The sequence below is a fragment of the Sphingobacterium sp. 18053 genome (assembly GCF_902706145.1).
In the GTDB taxonomy this organism is placed as follows: Bacteria; Bacteroidota; Bacteroidia; order Sphingobacteriales; family Sphingobacteriaceae; genus Sphingobacterium; species Sphingobacterium paramultivorum.
Map to the genome: position 1 here is coordinate 152,375 of NZ_CACSJW010000006.1, position 14,146 is coordinate 166,520.

Annotated in this window: 22 protein-coding genes; 12 read left to right on the forward strand and 10 right to left on the reverse strand. The window is 38.6% G+C overall.

The annotated features are described in order from the left end of the window. Positions 1–5: 5 nt before the first annotated feature. Both GVK91_RS15810 and GVK91_RS15815 read left to right on the forward strand, forming a co-directional pair. Positions 6–584, forward strand: coding sequence for a thiamine diphosphokinase (locus GVK91_RS15810; protein WP_159730014.1), 579 nt, complete (start codon positions 6–8; stop codon positions 582–584). Further along, entirely contained in the window at positions 581–1,081 is a 501-nt protein-coding gene (locus GVK91_RS15815; RefSeq protein WP_153845305.1) for a GNAT family N-acetyltransferase, read from the forward strand. The genes GVK91_RS15810 and GVK91_RS15815 overlap by 4 nt, the downstream gene beginning before the upstream one ends. Here the strand turns inward: GVK91_RS15815 and GVK91_RS15820 are convergent. After that, the gene (locus GVK91_RS15820; protein ID WP_159730016.1) at positions 1,078–2,382 is read right to left on the reverse strand and encodes a M20/M25/M40 family metallo-hydrolase; all 1,305 of its coding nucleotides are present in this window, start codon (positions 2,380–2,382) and stop codon (positions 1,078–1,080) included. The genes GVK91_RS15815 and GVK91_RS15820 overlap by 4 nt on opposite strands. Before the next feature lie 258 nt (positions 2,383–2,640). Here GVK91_RS15820 and GVK91_RS15825 point away from each other — a divergent pair, with 258 nt between their 5' ends. Genes GVK91_RS15825 through GVK91_RS15835 form a run of 3 tightly spaced genes read left to right on the forward strand, consistent with a single transcriptional unit; the run spans position 2,641 to position 3,488 of the window. Beyond that, positions 2,641–2,955, forward strand: coding sequence for a rhodanese-like domain-containing protein (locus GVK91_RS15825; protein ID WP_070562591.1), 315 nt, complete (start codon positions 2,641–2,643; stop codon positions 2,953–2,955). Position 2,956: 1 nt separating this feature from the next. Next, positions 2,957–3,256: a hypothetical protein gene (locus GVK91_RS15830; RefSeq protein WP_046672585.1), complete on the forward strand. Its 300-nt coding sequence runs from the start codon at positions 2,957–2,959 to the stop codon at positions 3,254–3,256. Position 3,257: 1 nt separating this feature from the next. Then, positions 3,258–3,488 carry a DUF6358 family protein gene (locus GVK91_RS15835; protein WP_046672586.1) on the forward strand — a complete coding sequence of 77 codons (231 nt, stop codon included), beginning with the start codon at positions 3,258–3,260 and terminating at the stop codon, positions 3,486–3,488. Positions 3,489–3,517: 29 nt separating this feature from the next. Here GVK91_RS15835 and gcvT read toward each other — a convergent pair whose 3' ends face one another. The 6 genes from gcvT to GVK91_RS15865 form a co-directional block, all read right to left on the reverse strand. Next, positions 3,518–4,600 carry a glycine cleavage system aminomethyltransferase GcvT gene (gene gcvT, locus GVK91_RS15840; protein WP_159730018.1) on the reverse strand — a complete coding sequence of 361 codons (1,083 nt, stop codon included), beginning with the start codon at positions 4,598–4,600 and terminating at the stop codon, positions 3,518–3,520. 80 nt (positions 4,601–4,680) lie between these two features. Continuing rightward, complete coding sequence (locus tag GVK91_RS15845) at positions 4,681–5,325, reverse strand: hypothetical protein (protein WP_159730020.1); 645 nt, start codon at positions 5,323–5,325, stop codon at positions 4,681–4,683. Positions 5,326–5,493: 168 nt separating this feature from the next. Beyond that, positions 5,494–6,186: a pseudouridine synthase gene (locus GVK91_RS15850; RefSeq protein ID WP_159730022.1), complete on the reverse strand. Its 693-nt coding sequence runs from the start codon at positions 6,184–6,186 to the stop codon at positions 5,494–5,496. 1 nt (position 6,187) lies between these two features. Further along, entirely contained in the window at positions 6,188–6,556 is a 369-nt protein-coding gene (locus GVK91_RS15855) for a DUF4359 domain-containing protein (protein WP_159730024.1), read from the reverse strand. 145 nt (positions 6,557–6,701) lie between these two features. Beyond that, positions 6,702–7,193 carry a DUF4112 domain-containing protein gene (locus GVK91_RS15860; RefSeq protein WP_153845311.1) on the reverse strand — a complete coding sequence of 164 codons (492 nt, stop codon included), beginning with the start codon at positions 7,191–7,193 and terminating at the stop codon, positions 6,702–6,704. A gap of 2 nt (positions 7,194–7,195) precedes the next feature. Next, the gene (locus GVK91_RS15865) at positions 7,196–7,912 is read right to left on the reverse strand and encodes an SIMPL domain-containing protein (RefSeq protein WP_075990460.1); all 717 of its coding nucleotides are present in this window, start codon (positions 7,910–7,912) and stop codon (positions 7,196–7,198) included. Between the two features lie 162 nt (positions 7,913–8,074). Here GVK91_RS15865 and GVK91_RS15870 point away from each other — a divergent pair, with 162 nt between their 5' ends. After that, positions 8,075–8,266, forward strand: coding sequence for a cold-shock protein (locus tag GVK91_RS15870; protein ID WP_046672593.1), 192 nt, complete (start codon positions 8,075–8,077; stop codon positions 8,264–8,266). Between the two features lie 201 nt (positions 8,267–8,467). After that, positions 8,468–8,662, forward strand: a complete 195-nt coding sequence (locus tag GVK91_RS15875; protein ID WP_088163406.1) for a quinol oxidase subunit 4 — start codon at positions 8,468–8,470, stop codon at positions 8,660–8,662. A 134-nt stretch (positions 8,663–8,796) separates the two neighbouring features. On the opposite strand, the gene GVK91_RS15880 is transcribed toward GVK91_RS15875, so the two are convergent. From GVK91_RS15880 to GVK91_RS15890, 3 genes are all read right to left on the reverse strand, one after another. Beyond that, positions 8,797–9,285 carry a DUF805 domain-containing protein gene (locus tag GVK91_RS15880; protein ID WP_088159767.1) on the reverse strand — a complete coding sequence of 163 codons (489 nt, stop codon included), beginning with the start codon at positions 9,283–9,285 and terminating at the stop codon, positions 8,797–8,799. A 241-nt stretch (positions 9,286–9,526) separates the two neighbouring features. Next, a complete protein-coding gene (gene recO / locus GVK91_RS15885; protein WP_120335658.1) occupies positions 9,527–10,249 on the reverse strand; it encodes a DNA repair protein RecO in 723 nt (240 codons plus the stop codon). Further along, complete coding sequence (locus GVK91_RS15890) at positions 10,233–10,484, reverse strand: signal peptidase (protein WP_120335659.1); 252 nt, start codon at positions 10,482–10,484, stop codon at positions 10,233–10,235. Before GVK91_RS15890 ends, recO begins: the two co-directional genes overlap by 17 nt. A 217-nt stretch (positions 10,485–10,701) precedes the next feature. Here GVK91_RS15890 and rpmB point away from each other — a divergent pair, with 217 nt between their 5' ends. The 5 genes from rpmB to rimO all read left to right on the forward strand — a co-directional run bounded on the left by rpmB (position 10,702) and on the right by rimO (position 13,864). Next, positions 10,702–10,935 carry a 50S ribosomal protein L28 gene (rpmB, locus tag GVK91_RS15895; protein ID WP_046672597.1) on the forward strand — a complete coding sequence of 78 codons (234 nt, stop codon included), beginning with the start codon at positions 10,702–10,704 and terminating at the stop codon, positions 10,933–10,935. Between the two features lie 75 nt (positions 10,936–11,010). Further along, the gene (gene rpmG, locus GVK91_RS15900) at positions 11,011–11,193 is read left to right on the forward strand and encodes a 50S ribosomal protein L33 (RefSeq protein WP_002998409.1); all 183 of its coding nucleotides are present in this window, start codon (positions 11,011–11,013) and stop codon (positions 11,191–11,193) included. 51 nt (positions 11,194–11,244) lie between these two features. Continuing rightward, positions 11,245–11,406 carry a DUF4295 domain-containing protein gene (locus tag GVK91_RS15905; protein ID WP_153845312.1) on the forward strand — a complete coding sequence of 54 codons (162 nt, stop codon included), beginning with the start codon at positions 11,245–11,247 and terminating at the stop codon, positions 11,404–11,406. Between the two features lie 139 nt (positions 11,407–11,545). Continuing rightward, entirely contained in the window at positions 11,546–12,508 is a 963-nt protein-coding gene (gene ftsY / locus GVK91_RS15910) for a signal recognition particle-docking protein FtsY (protein ID WP_153845313.1), read from the forward strand. Between the two features lie 18 nt (positions 12,509–12,526). Then, positions 12,527–13,864, forward strand: a complete 1,338-nt coding sequence (gene rimO, locus GVK91_RS15915) for a 30S ribosomal protein S12 methylthiotransferase RimO (protein WP_153845314.1) — start codon at positions 12,527–12,529, stop codon at positions 13,862–13,864. The last annotated feature ends 282 nt before the right edge of the window (positions 13,865–14,146 follow it).

Genomic DNA, 14,146 nt, shown 5'->3' on the forward strand with positions numbered 1-14,146 from the left:
TATATATGTCATCTCATCATATTGTTAGAGAGAATCAGGAACCTGCATTACTGATTGAAGACCTTTTCCTCATCGATGAAGAGGGCTTGGGACAGCTTTTGGAATGGAGCCCTACTATTGTAATTGAAGCGGAAACCGTTGATCTATTGGATGCGCGTGGTTATAAGTTCGATATCGTTTTTACAAAGAAATTCATTAACGATTCACAGGAAAATTTAAAGGTAATTTCCTATGATAATGCTTTTCTAAGGACAGCTATTGAATACCTTATAGCACATCATTATAAAGCGGTGAATATCTTGACCGATCAGCTTGATGTGGCGTATTACGAGCCCTATCTTGAGCAGATTAATATTGTCCTCATCACTAAGGGGGTTCGCTATTGTTTTGTGACAACGGGATTCACCAAGTGGAAGCCTGCAGGGGAAAGAATCCGAATTGAGGGGCTTGATGCTGATGAAAAAAATATGCACGAAGGCTTGATTAAGATTGGTGACAACGAATACGAAATGGAAAAAGACGGCTTATTTGTCCTTAAATTTTCCCATGTAAAATACATTTTAATAGGAGAAAAGATAGCATGATAACAATAGAATTGGCAGAACAAAGCGATATCAGAAGCATTTCAAATATGGCTCATATTATTTGGCCAGTTACTTACGGAGAGATACTTTCGCAGGATCAGATAGACTTTATGCTGGAAAAAAGCTATACCGTTGAAGGACTTGCAGAAAGCATGGTTAATGGCCAATTTTTTTATGTTTTGAAAGAAGATGGTATCGGACAGGGATTTATAGCCTTGAGAACTCTTGAAGATCGCGTCCGTATTGAAAAGATCTACTTGATGCCTAATGTTCAAGGAAAAGGTTTCGGAAAGGCGCTGATAGACTTCGCTGCAGAAAAAACATTGCTAAAAGGTAAAGGTATTCTTGAACTGAATGTAAATAGAAATAACCCTGCTTACCATTTCTATTTAAAGCAGGGCTTTGAGGTCATTGAAACTATTGATATTCCTTATTATGACTATGTGCTAAATGATTATGTCATGCAAAGGAAAGTAAAAGCTTCGGCTGTTTCTTAATCTTTTAGTTTTTCGACGCGGGAAGGTGTTTGTCTGCCTTCTACAATTCCCGAGGTACCTATCGCGATAGCTTCTATACTGGAAATAATGTTCTGAACGTTTAGTGTAGATACCTCATCTTTTACGGTGTGGTAGTATTCATCCTTATCCATTTGAGAGGTTGAGAACGAATGTGCCGGAACTCCCTTAGCCGCTAATACTGCATTGTCACTACGGTAAAACAGATTCTGTTTAGTATAAGGATCTGGGTAGAATTTGAAGGTTGTATTTTTCAGATTCTCCTGCATCAATTCACCAAGATTGGATTGATCATATCCCGTAATATACACTGTATTGGGGCCGAATTTTGAATCTTTTCCAATCATTTCCATATTGATCATCGCGACTACCTGATCCGCATTAATATGGTTGGAAAAATATTTTGAGCCATACATGCCAAGCTCTTCAGCGGTAAAGGCGACAAAAATAAGAGTCCTTTCATTTTTATTCTGTTTTTTGTAGTAATCTGCCAGGGTCAACATCGCTGTTACGCCCGAGGCATCATCATCGGCTCCGTTGGCAATAGAATCTTGGCCGACTGCCGGAAGAATGCCAATATGATCGTAATGTCCCGAAAAGATGACGTATTCGTTGGGTTTACTTTTTCCGGGGATGATTCCCGCCACATTAAACAAGGGGAAATTTTGAAGTTTCCGTTCAATATGAATTTGAAATGTTTTGGGCTTTTCCGCTGTCAAAAGGTAGACAATCGATGGTTTTTGTTTGGTGGATTCCTCTATAAATTTTGGAGCGTTGAGCATTTGACCAAAACGTACAAAATAGCTTTCAAAGGAAGGATCTACCAAGACAAGTGTATTTTCTTTGCCTAGTGAATGTTCTCTAAATACTTTCGCAAAATCATCGCCCGATTTTATTTCGACGATGTTAAGGCTACTTTGATTATCCCACTGTAAATCCACGTGATTTCCAAGTGAAATAATATGGTCAGCTGGAATAATCTGCTTATTGATGGTTGCGGATTTGCTTACCGGAGAGATTTTATCCAATTGGAATGTTTGCCTATAATTTTGTTCTGCGTAGGGGGTAAGGCCTATTCTCTTCATTTCAGCAGCGATAAAATCTGCTGCTGGTTCGATGTCTTTTGTCAGCGCAGACCTACCGCGCATATCGTCGGCGGCTAAGGTATTGAGTATGCGGCTCACATCTTGGCGTTCCTGTGCGGAAATGACTTGCTGTCCATAAGTTACTGCCGAGAGTGCTAGTAAGGATATAGACAGTATAATTTTAGGTATTGAATTCATATAAAGCTTAGTAAAGTCGGGGTGAAGATAAGGAAAATTCTACAAGCGAATTGGGCATGCAAAAAACTTCCTAAAATGATCCAGACAAAATGATGCGAAGATAGGGAAAACCCCTCTAGCATTTCTAACGCCGTTAATACACTAAAAATTGAGGTGTATTTTATGCTATTCTCACTAACAATGACTGATTTTGAGCATCCATGAAAGCGAACACTTTCGGAAAAAATGTAGTATATTTGAATATTAAATAGTTTGAAAATGAAAGAAGTATCTGTACAAGAATTAAAGAATAAAATCGATAACAACGAAGATTTTCAGTTGATAGACGTTCGTGAATCCTTTGAGTATGAAGTATCAAATTTAAATGGATTGAACATTCCACTTTCAGGTATATTGATCGAAGCTGATAAGATTGCGAAAGATAAACCTGTTATCGTACAATGCCGTTCTGGAAAACGTTCTGCACAGGCGATTATGTTATTGGAACAACAGGGTTTTGACAATCTTGCAAACTTAAAAGGCGGAATTTTAGCTTGGAAAGAGGAAATCGATCCAGAGTTAGACGTTTATTAAGATGAAGAATTTGGAGCATCAGACTAAGCAAGCTTTCTTGTTTAGTCTTGCTTTTTATAGCGTAGCTATTTTAGCGCGATTATTTAACCTTGGTATATTCCCTATATTAGGTAGCCTTTCCATTTTATTGTCTCTCCTATGGGTAATATTGGTTCTACGGGAAATCATGCTTTCGCGGACAATTTCTAACACAGAAAGGATGCTGATGGCTTTGACGATCGTTTTATTAAACATTGTTGGGGGGGCATTCTATTTCTTTGGAGGATGGAGACAACGGGTATTGGGATTAATAAAAAAGTAATATGTTAAAGTATTTTTTTCTAAATATAGTGTTGAGTTTGGCTATTGTATTTTTAGTTTACAGTGGTTTTGAAGGGTATAAGGCCGGCAACATGTTGGTAACGGGATTATCCATCGCCTTTTTGGTGGTTTTGATCTACCTCCGCGTTGTTTTAAGCAAACGAGTTCGATCGCTTATTCAACAAAAAGAAAGCGGTAAACAGCAACCTACTACAAAACAAAAGAAGAAGTAAAAAAGCCTGCTTTAAGCAGGCTTTTTTTATTACTTCACAAATGGTGGTTTTGTTACTTTTGCTTTTATTTTTTGATTGCGGATCAGAATGAAGATCTCGGTGCCGTCTTTTGAAAAGGCTGTATCCACATAACCTAAACCGATTGATTTTTTCAATGTTGGTGATTGCGTACCTGAAGTAACACGTCCAATTACACTTCCATCAGCATCGACGATTTCGTAATCATGACGAGGAATGCCTCTGTCAATCATCTCGAAACCAACAAGCTTTTTCTTTAGACCAGCTTCTTTTTCCGCTTTAAGCGCCGCAGAATTCACAAAGTCTTTTGTAAACTTCGTTACCCAGCCTAAACCGCCTTCTAAAGGAGATGTATTATCGTCGATATCATTTCCGTACAGGCAGAAACCCATTTCTAGACGTAAAGTATCACGGGCACCTAAACCAATTGGTTTGATTCCATAAGCTTTACCTGCTTCAAAAACAGCATCCCAAACTTTTTGGGCATCTTCATTGGCCACATAGATTTCAAAACCTCCAGCGCCAGTATATCCTGTTGCAGAGACCAACACATTCTCTACACCTGCAAATGTACCTTTTGCGAAGGTGTAGTATTCCATTGGAGCTAATTCGATATCTGTAAGCGATTGAAGTGCATCCGCAGCCTTAGGACCTTGTACCGCAAATAAAGAGGTTTGATCCGAGATATTCTTCATCTCCACACCATCTGTATTGTACTTGGAGATCCAGTTCCAATCTTTCTCAATATTTGACGCATTCACAACCAAAAAATATGTCTTATCGTCTATACGGTATGTTAGGAAGTCATCAACTACACCGCCAGTTTCATTGGGGATATAAGCATATTGAACTTTGCCATCGTATAATTTTGACACATCATTGGAAGAGATTTTTTGAAGTAGATCCAGGGCTTTTTCACCTTTTAGGATGAATTCACCCATGTGGCTTACATCAAAAACTCCTACACCTGTGCGAACTGTTTCGTGCTCATCATTGATGCCTGTGTATTGTACGGGCATGTTGAAGCCTGCAAAGGGAACCATTTTTGCTCCTAAAGCAATGTGCGTCTCCGAAAGGGCAGTATTTTTTAACATAAAAATTAAGTTTTAATCAGCTACAAATTTAATAAAATATACGTGATTCCTCACTGTGAATCCATTTTAGAACAATCGATTTAATTGCTTACCTGGAGCGAATAGATGGTCATATTATCATCTTCGCTATCGGTATCCTCACACAGCAGGAAAACTAGACCTTGGGCCGTCTCCTCTTTCAAGGTGATTCCTTCAAATTTATGCTTTTCAGGAATTTCGAATGTCTCGGGTTTACCAGAAAGATCTGAAGGTATTTTTCCAAGAAGGGAACCACCTATTTCTCCATCCAGATAAGTCGATTTTGCGTCTTCGGCGGTAGCGATAAAATAGATTTCATTTCCAACCAGAGTTGCATCTGAGAAGCCTGTTGGTATGTCATTTAGCTTGGGTAGTTCAATCGGGATACAACGGGACCGGCTAGGAGAAAGCGGATGATACTCTAAAATGGCATTTGTGCCTTTAGGACCATTTCCCCGGTTAAAAAATAAGATCTTATCTTTTAAATGAACAACGCCTTCAATATTGAAGTCTTCTTTGGAGATACTGAATTTTTCCATTAAGGAAGAATAGATTTTACTGTAGTCTTCCTGAAGGACTGTTTTGCCGTCCCAGATAAAACGGCTGTTTCTATTTTGTGTAGATCCCGAACCGTAGAGATAGTAGCGGTTACCATCGAAAGTGATCGACTCCAAATCCATTTTAGCTGCTTTAGCAATGTTTTCCATCGGATCAGACTGCCGGAGTACCGTTTTAGACAACTTCTGGTCTGTGAGATTATAGCTATAGAGGTAATTGCTATTGTCAGAAACGATATGGATCTGCCTATCCTGATAGACAATGCCAGAAGCTGCAGTAATACCCGGATATGCTGATAAAGGCTTCGAGAATTAACTTTAACATACTTCGTTGAGGTTTAATATTTCCAATACTCGCACAAAATCAGGTTGTAGGGCAGATTTGATATGAACGTCTTCGCCTGATAAAGGATGTTTAAAGGTCAGCTCCGATGCATGTAATAGCATGGTATCCATTTGGTACGTTTCTTTCCAGAACTTATTTTGTTTGTTGCATCCGTGCGGGCGATCGCCAATAATAGGATGGAAGATATGAGCAAAATGTCGACGTAACTGATGCATCCGACCTGTAATTGGATTGGCTTCGACGAGACTATATCGCGATGTCGGAAATTTTCCGAAGGGAACTGCCAGCTCGCTTTGAGCAAGTAAACGAAAAGATGTTTGCGCTTCCTGAACCGTACCATCGTCCCTTTTTAAGGGATAATCAATCAGACCTTCTGCTGGCGCGAAGCCCCTGAGGACGGCGAGGTATTTTTTTTCGACCTTACGCTCCTGAAAACTTTTTTGTAAATATTGGTCAGTCTCCTTATTTAGCGAAAATAGCAGTATGCCTCCAGTCTTCCTGTCCAAACGATGTGCGGGATAAACTGTTTTTCCTAGTTGGTCCCGAAGGAGCTGTAGCGCAAACTCTGAAGCATCGCGCGCAATAGAAGATCGGTGTACCAATAGTCCATGCGGTTTATTGATTGCAACGATGGATTCGTCTTCGTAAAGTATTTCTAAAGGCATATTAGATCTTTTTCAATGCAGCAATAATTTCATCTGCTTTTTCATCAATTTTTGGGCTCAGCCAAATATGTTTGAAGGCTCCTCCGCCTATGATCTGTTCGGTGCCCTGCCATTTTATTTTTGTCAAGGAAAACAAATAGTAGTTGTCTACCACGACCGAAGTTTGAATAAATCTATCGACAATGTCGTTGCCAAAAAGCTGCATCCCCAATCCGAAAAATTCCTGATCTTTTGCATGAAGCTGGCTTTTCAATAGCTGTTCAGCTTTCGCACGTACAATTTTTTCATGTTCCTCTTTGCTGGGGTTAGTCAAAATTGCGGCCAGCATGACGACGATCAAAATCAGTGCAAATACTCTTTTTTTACTCATTTTAAATTCGAGATTAAGTTTTGGATGTCATAACTGGATGACTATCGACATCAAAATTATTAAATAGATATTAGATATAGGTCATTGTTTCCCCAGAAATACCAAGGATTCTATTTTAGTGGGAGAATGACGGGAGTTGCTGGCATTAGATACCATTTAGCAGCGAGAATGCCCAGGAGAATAATGTCCAAATAAGATACAATGTAACAGCGATAAGAAGGGAAAAGACAACCAGGATGCCGATGACGATTCCGATACCGGAACCCGTATGTTTTCCTTCATAATAATGTTGTCTCAGTAATTTGATATTCTTTTCGTTGGCTTTGCTAAAAAAATCGAGCAGGTTTCCGAGGAAAGGAATGCTACCAAGAATTGCATCCAGGGAAATATTAAGGAGCATGCGTATAACGAGCTTGGGGCTGGCGCCATTACGCCACATGGCTATTACTAAGACTAATGATGTTCCAAAACCCGCTATTGCTCCTCCTAGGGGAATAAGATTTAACAGCGGATCTAAGCCAAACCGAAATCCTCCAATTTTAAACTGATTATCCATTAACCAAGATATTCGGTCGATCCAACCGAAATCTTGGTCAATTTGTTTTAATTTATCTGCTGGAGTTTTTTCTCTGTGCATGATTACAATAACTCGAACGAAGCGCTGATCTCACTCGTTACTTTCATCGGTCTGATATTTAAATCAAGCCCATTGCCAGCAGCACTATCTGCAGCTTCGGCCATGGCGCCTTTATACATCGCGTTACGCATCATCGGTTGAACGCCAAATATAATTTGTTGCGGTGTTTCAGATAATACGATAGCTTTGCCAATTTTTTGACCTGCTGCTTCTGCTAGAATCTGTGCATTAGCTTTGGCATCCAATACTGCTTTGGTTTTTAAACTTTTTTCCAGTTCTTTTTTCTTCGAATAGTCATATTCACTGATATAAGTGCTTTGGATCCCTGCTTTGTCGACTCCATCTAGTAATTGATCCAAATTATTCAAGTTGGTTACCTTGATACGGTACTGTCTCGAAAGTAGAATATCTGTATCTTTTTTCTTTTTGTCCGGAACGTTATAACTCCAGATATTCTGGATGGTAAAATCCTCTTTTTTGACACCAGCTTTTGTTGCCGAATCAAACAGATCCTTTTCTAATTTGTCTATTGCGGCTTTTTTCTTGGTGTTACCATTCTCATAAAACTCTTTCAGTGTCACATCGATGTAGATGATATCGGGAGTTACTTCCTCTTCTGCACGGCCTACCGTGGATACAAATTCTTTATTAACCATTTGTTGCGCGTTTAATTGAGTCATCAAACCTAAAAAGGCAAGTCCTAAAAGTATTTTTTTCATGTTTTTTGTCTTAAAGTTTTTATAATAATACGATTGCTATTATCGCTTTGCTACAAGATTGGAGCCAAAGTTGATGAAAAAGTTTAACGGATAAAAAAAATAAAAAGGTTAAGATTTTTGATTTTATTTCTATACCTTTAGGGAAATTAATAATATAGTGCCATGCAAGAAGGTAAAGTAAAATTCTTTAATGAGACCAAAGGTTTCGGTTTCATCATCCCTAACTCAGGCGAGAGCGAAATTTTTGTTCACGTTTCTGGATTAGTAGACAAAGTTCGTGAGAATGACAATGTATCTTACGAAGTTGAACAAGGCCGTAAAGGTCTTAATGCGGTAAATGTAAGAGTTATCTAATTAGATTGAAGATATATTTATTGTGAAAAGGCCTATGCGAACAGCATGGGCTTTTTTATGCAGTTATATTTCATGAGCCAGGATCAATATTATCCTTTAGCATTGGCAATTCCAAAGAGTAAGCGCGGGGGCGGTTGTTATGGTCGGTTAAACATTTTGGACTGATAATTGTAATGAAGTGTTTAAAATATGGAGATTAAGATGAAACGCACTTTATTATTGGTTCTTTCTGTTGTAATAGCAGTTTCCATGTCGGCATGTTATTCCACCCATCATGGCCACAGCCATGGCCGAGGTCCGAAAAAAATGCCGCCAGGTCAGGCTAAAAAATACTACGGAGAGCAGTCTGCTCGTGATTTTGCTCCCGGGCAACAAAAGAAAAAGAATAGATATTAATTCTAGAGAATCAAATCCGTTATCAATTCTTGGGGCTGTGAATTTTCGTTAGTTGATCGGGAAAGATCAAAAATAGAATTTAAATAAAAAGCGCTTTCACAATCTTGTGAAAGCGCTTTTTATATGGGTTAGCCTTAAGCAAAGGGATCTTTATCGGGAGCAGGCGGCGCAGGATTCGAAGGTTGCGAACTTCCGAATGGATCCTGTGGCCGAGAAGAACCAAAAGGATCTTGGCTTTGATTAAAGGGATGATTTGAACCATTTTCAATAGCCTTGGGGTCTGGACCATATTGATTAGATGCTTTGTCACCTTCCAATACCAATAAGTAAAGCAGATAGATCCAACCAATAAATGGAATCAAGGCGACTAATATAAACCAGCCTGATTTATTGGTGTCATGTAGTCTTCGGACAGTAACGGCTATCCCTGGAATTAGTAAAGCTAAACTTACTAAGCCTGAGACATACGTAAATAAGCTTGCAATTTGTCCCAGTATTCCAAATACTGCGCTAATGATAAGATTTGCAAGGAAAAACATCCAATATTCCTTTCGGCGGGCTCTTCCTTCAAAGTTGGCATAGTTGTCTCGAACAACCTTTAAAAAGTTTTCTTTAAGTTCCATATCTTTAATACTTTTTTAGGTGAAAATGATGTTAGTAAACCAAATGTTATTTCAATTTTGTTACAATAAATGTACCAAGAATTTATCTGAGAGAACAATTATTAGAGACAAGTGGGGGGGTACCAGGTAGGTAATTGCTGGATATTTTGTTTAGGCTGGTTGAGCGTTTCAGAGGGGATATTTATTTTCTATTATCCAAAGAGCGCCTGTTGGATCTTTTGAATAGGAAACTTGGGCTTAATTATCTAAAAATCTCTTCAAGAATGTAGAGTGATTTTATTTCTTTAAAATTTGTACGGTGCAGACGATAGAAGTCGAGCACTTTTTCCAATAGGAATTGACGATCAGAACTGCTCATTTTGATGCGGTCGCAATTCGAATATTCGGATTCGATTAAATTTCTGAAAATAGACGTATGTGGTTCCTGTAATACAAGCGGATGTTCAGGAAGGCTATTTGAGAAGGTCGCTTCATGAAGATTAAAATAAGGGTGGGCCTGCTTAGATTCAGCCGGATAAAACCCGAGAAAACGGGTTAGCTTGATTAAAAAAACAAGATGAAAATTGGCCAGATTTAAATGCGTTTCATCCAGCCAACGGATAGATTGGTGGATGAATTCAAAAAGATAATGGTCGTTTTCCTGTTCTTTCAGAATTTTATAGAGTATTTCATTCAGAAAAAGAGCGAGCGAGCTTTTGACAATATCATAAGGAATTTCTTGCAGAACAGGGACTTGACGAGCTTCGGAGATCCGCTGTAATGAACCATTGTCTTTATGTGTAGCGACAATTTCCAATAAATGTAAGGGTTGAAGGATATTGGCCTTGATTTTTGCTTTAGGCTTCCTTGCGCCAGTAATGAGATAGGATTGCATGCCAAACTGTTCGGTGTATAGCTGTGCCACAAGGCTACTTTCCGAATAGTTGGTTGTTTTTAAGACTATACCCCTAGTTTTGTTCAGCATCTCCTTCTTTATCTTTTTTATGCGATTCTTCACGCATCTCAATAATGGCATTTCGGTCTACCTTACGAATCATGCGATAGATTAAAGTCAGGACACCGATACTAAATGCAATAACTCCGACAAGCATAGCGAGTTTATACCAATTGGAGCGCTGTTCCATGAGATAATATCCCAAGATTACAAGGACGACACCAATGATTATTTCCCTTAAGCCCTTGCGAAGATATTTGTTCATAAATGTGAATTGTTGAAAACTATTTTTCTTTACAGAGCAAATATAATACAATAAAATCCTTTATTTTTGCCCTTACCATTCCTGTGTAGAACTATTTTTAAAAATAATTCCCATTATCTTGTTGCTTATCCAAAAAAAAATATAGATATTTGCAAACTCTTTGCAGAGAGTGCAAAGGATTAACATATTGTAATAAAGACAACAAAAAAATAATATCATGTCAAGAATTTGTGATTTAACAGGCAAAGCGGCGTTAACAGGAAATAACGTTTCTCACTCAAACGTTAAAACTAAACGTAAATTCTATCCAAATTTACAAACGAAACGTTTTTACATTCCAGAAGAAGATCGTTGGATTACGTTAAAAGTATCTACTTCTGCTATCAAGACTATCAACAAGAACGGGATTACAGCAGCGATCAATAAATTTATCGTTAAAGGGTCAATCTAATTGATTGTCGCGCCTGTTACATTAAGATTATTCATGAATTTCAATCCTATAATAGGATCAAAATAAAGTAAAACAATGGCTAAAAAAGGAAATAGAGTACAAGTTATCTTAGAATGTACTGAACACAAAGAAAGTGGTCTTCCGGGAATGTCTCGTTACATCACTACTAAAAACAAAAAGAACACAACTGAGCGTTTGGAATTGAAAAAATTCAACCCAGTATTGAGAAAAGTTACTGTTCATAAAGAAATTAAGTAAGTCACACATCTTAGCCCTTGAAAGAGAAGCTAAGTAAAATATTAATATACCATGGCAAAGAAAGCAGTTGCATCGTTACAAAAAGGTGGCGGTAAAGAATTTACAAAGGTTATTATTACTACTAAATCTGCAAAAACTGGCGCGTATACTTTCAAAGAAGGTATGGTTCACAACGATAAAGTGAAAGACGCAGTTGCAGCAGCTCAAAAATAACTAGTAGCATTTTCCTTTTTTAAAGTTTTTCTTTAAAAAGAATTCGATAAAAATAGCCGTTTTGGTATCCTACCGAAAGGGCTTTTTTTGTTGCAGACATTTGTTTATATTTGAACATCAATTTTCACTACTACACTCCATGGGATTATTTGATTTTTTTAAGAAAAAACCACAAACACAAGAAGAAGAACAGGCCTTAGATAAAGGTTTGGAAAAAACAAAAGAAGGCTTTCTTTCCAAGATTACAAAAGCTGTCGTTGGTAAGTCAACAGTAGATGACGATGTGCTGGATAATCTGGAAGAAGTTTTGGTTACTTCTGATGTTGGGGTTACGACTACCTTAAAAATCATTGATCGCATACAAGCCCGTGTTGCCCGCGATAAGTACGTTTCTACTTCTGAGCTAAACAATCTCCTGAAAGAGGAAATTCAAACGCTACTGGCAGAGAACAATAGTGCTGATTTCGAGAATTTCAATTATGGCGATCATAAACCATATGTCATTATGGTTGTAGGTGTTAATGGGGTTGGCAAAACAACGACCATTGGCAAACTGGCTCATCAGCTGAAACAAGCTGGAAGCAAAGTTGTATTGGGGGCAGCGGATACCTTTCGGGCAGCTGCTGTTGATCAACTTAGATTATGGGGTGAGCGTGTTGGCGTGCGTGTTGTCGCTCAGGCAATGGGCTCGGATCCTGCTTCAGTGGCCTATGATACCGTGAAATCGGCAGTGGCAAATGGTGAAGATGTGTGTATCATTGATACCGCAGGCCGTTTGCACAATAAGGTTGGCCTCATGAATGAGCTCACGAAGATCAAAAATGTGATGCAGAAGGTTGTTCCAGGTGCACCACATGAAATCTTGTTGGTCTTGGATGCATCGACAGGACAAAATGCCATTGAGCAATGTACGCAGTTTACGCAGGCAACGGATGTGAATGCCTTAGCATTGACTAAACTCGATGGAACGGCTAAGGGTGGGGTGGTTATTGGTATATCTGATCAATTTAAGATCCCGGTGAAATACATTGGTGTAGGAGAGAAAATAGGTGATCTTCAGTTGTTTAACAAAAAGGAATTTGTGGACTCCCTTTTCAAATAGAGTCTACCTTCTAATCATATGAAGACAAAATACGCGAAACCAGCGCCTTTGATCAATAAACCACGTGTCAATGTGGTGACCTTGGGCTGTTCGAAAAATATTCACGATAGTGAAGTCCTGATGGGCCAGTTAAAGGGCAATCAGATGGAAGTCGTTCATGAAGCATCCAATATACAGGAGAATGATATTGTTGTCATCAATACCTGCGGTTTTATTGATAATGCCAAACAGGAATCAATTGATGCGATCTTACAATATTCGGATCTAAAAGATCAGGGTAAAATCAATAAAGTGATCGTTACAGGTTGTCTTTCTGAACGATATAAGCCAGAGCTGCAGTCTGAAATCCCCAATGTTGATGCCTTTTTCGGTACGAATGATTTGCCGGAGCTATTGTCATCCATTGGTGCTGATTATCGGCATGAATTGTTGGGCGAACGCTTATTGACAACTCCTTCGCATTTTTCTTACTTTAAGATTGCTGAAGGATGTAACCGTCCCTGCTCTTTTTGTGCAATTCCCTTGATGCGTGGTAAACACGTTTCCAAATCCATTGACGATCTTGTGAAAGAAGCAAAATTTCTCGCGTCGAATGGCACGAAAGAATTGATTCTGATTGCACAAGATCTGACCTATTATGGCTTAGATATCTATGGAAAGCGCAATCTTTCTGATTTAATGCGCCATTTGTCAGATGTTGATGGTATCGAATGGATCAGACTGCAGTATGCCTATCCTTCGGGTTTCCCAATGGATATTTTGGACGCCATGAATGAACGTTCAAATATCTGTAATTACTTGGATATGCCATTGCAACATATATCTGATCCGATGTTGAAGTCTATGCGAAGGGGTACAACGAAACAGAAACAGATCGATCTTGTCAATGCAATACGTGACAAAGTTCCAGATATCGCGTTGCGTACAACATTAATTTGTGGTTATCCAGGTGAAACTGAACAGGATTTCCAGGAGATGTTGGATTGGGTTGAAGAGACCCGTTTTGACAGGTTAGGCTGTTTTACCTATTCTCATGAAGAAAAGACGCACGCACATTCGCTAGAGGATAATGTGCCACAGGAAGTAAAAGAAGAGCGTGTGGAAGCTATCATGGAAGTACAGCAAGGTATTTCGTATGATATCAATCAGTCCAAAGTGGGCAATACGTATAAAGTATTGGTTGATCGGGTAGACGGCGATTACTTTATTGGCCGCACAGAATACGATTCTCCAGAAGTCGACAATGAGGTTTTGATTCCTGCTGTAGATTCTTATGCACGTATTGGTGATTTTGTTCAGGTAAAAATCGACCGAGCTGAAGATTTCGATCTATATGGTGAGATTGTAAGGAAATAAGTTTAAAAGCTTATAGATGATAATAGAAACAAACGGGCCTCCTTTATTCAAAGGAGGCCCGTTTGTTTTTAGACAATTGTCAGTAAAATGATATAATTTAAAAGCGGGACAAGCTTTTTGTGAAAATTCACTATTTTGTCGACGCAAACTAGATACATTTGTAAGCGTACAATCCCCATTTTAAACAATCTATAGCCGTTTAAAATCAGATTCAAGAAAGCCTGTCGTTTCATGGTGAATCATCCTTCTGATTAAAATTGAAAATAGGTTCTATTTAGCGAA

Bases quoted from the DNA above. Each gene is read 5' to 3' on its own strand.
- GVK91_RS15810 (WP_159730014.1), top strand. From the start codon at position 6: ATGTCATCTCATCATATTGTTAGAGAGAATCAGGAACCTGCATTACTG.
- GVK91_RS15815 (WP_153845305.1), top strand. From the start codon at position 581: ATGATAACAATAGAATTGGCAGAACAAAGCGATATCAGAAGCATTTCA.
- GVK91_RS15820 (WP_159730016.1), bottom strand. From the start codon at position 2,382: ATGAATTCAATACCTAAAATTATACTGTCTATATCCTTACTAGCACTC.
- GVK91_RS15825 (WP_070562591.1), top strand. From the start codon at position 2,641: ATGAAAGAAGTATCTGTACAAGAATTAAAGAATAAAATCGATAACAAC.
- GVK91_RS15830 (WP_046672585.1), top strand. From the start codon at position 2,957: ATGAAGAATTTGGAGCATCAGACTAAGCAAGCTTTCTTGTTTAGTCTT.
- GVK91_RS15835 (WP_046672586.1), top strand. From the start codon at position 3,258: ATGTTAAAGTATTTTTTTCTAAATATAGTGTTGAGTTTGGCTATTGTA.
- gcvT (WP_159730018.1), bottom strand. From the start codon at position 4,600: ATGTTAAAAAATACTGCCCTTTCGGAGACGCACATTGCTTTAGGAGCA.
- GVK91_RS15845 (WP_159730020.1), bottom strand. From the start codon at position 5,325: ATGGAAAACATTGCTAAAGCAGCTAAAATGGATTTGGAGTCGATCACT.
- GVK91_RS15850 (WP_159730022.1), bottom strand. From the start codon at position 6,186: ATGCCTTTAGAAATACTTTACGAAGACGAATCCATCGTTGCAATCAAT.
- GVK91_RS15855 (WP_159730024.1), bottom strand. From the start codon at position 6,556: ATGAGTAAAAAAAGAGTATTTGCACTGATTTTGATCGTCGTCATGCTG.
- GVK91_RS15860 (WP_153845311.1), bottom strand. From the start codon at position 7,193: ATGCACAGAGAAAAAACTCCAGCAGATAAATTAAAACAAATTGACCAA.
- GVK91_RS15865 (WP_075990460.1), bottom strand. From the start codon at position 7,912: ATGAAAAAAATACTTTTAGGACTTGCCTTTTTAGGTTTGATGACTCAA.
- GVK91_RS15870 (WP_046672593.1), top strand. From the start codon at position 8,075: ATGCAAGAAGGTAAAGTAAAATTCTTTAATGAGACCAAAGGTTTCGGT.
- GVK91_RS15875 (WP_088163406.1), top strand. From the start codon at position 8,468: ATGAAACGCACTTTATTATTGGTTCTTTCTGTTGTAATAGCAGTTTCC.
- GVK91_RS15880 (WP_088159767.1), bottom strand. From the start codon at position 9,285: ATGGAACTTAAAGAAAACTTTTTAAAGGTTGTTCGAGACAACTATGCC.
- recO (WP_120335658.1), bottom strand. From the start codon at position 10,249: ATGCTGAACAAAACTAGGGGTATAGTCTTAAAAACAACCAACTATTCG.
- GVK91_RS15890 (WP_120335659.1), bottom strand. From the start codon at position 10,484: ATGAACAAATATCTTCGCAAGGGCTTAAGGGAAATAATCATTGGTGTC.
- rpmB (WP_046672597.1), top strand. From the start codon at position 10,702: ATGTCAAGAATTTGTGATTTAACAGGCAAAGCGGCGTTAACAGGAAAT.
- rpmG (WP_002998409.1), top strand. From the start codon at position 11,011: ATGGCTAAAAAAGGAAATAGAGTACAAGTTATCTTAGAATGTACTGAA.
- GVK91_RS15905 (WP_153845312.1), top strand. From the start codon at position 11,245: ATGGCAAAGAAAGCAGTTGCATCGTTACAAAAAGGTGGCGGTAAAGAA.
- ftsY (WP_153845313.1), top strand. From the start codon at position 11,546: ATGGGATTATTTGATTTTTTTAAGAAAAAACCACAAACACAAGAAGAA.
- rimO (WP_153845314.1), top strand. From the start codon at position 12,527: ATGAAGACAAAATACGCGAAACCAGCGCCTTTGATCAATAAACCACGT.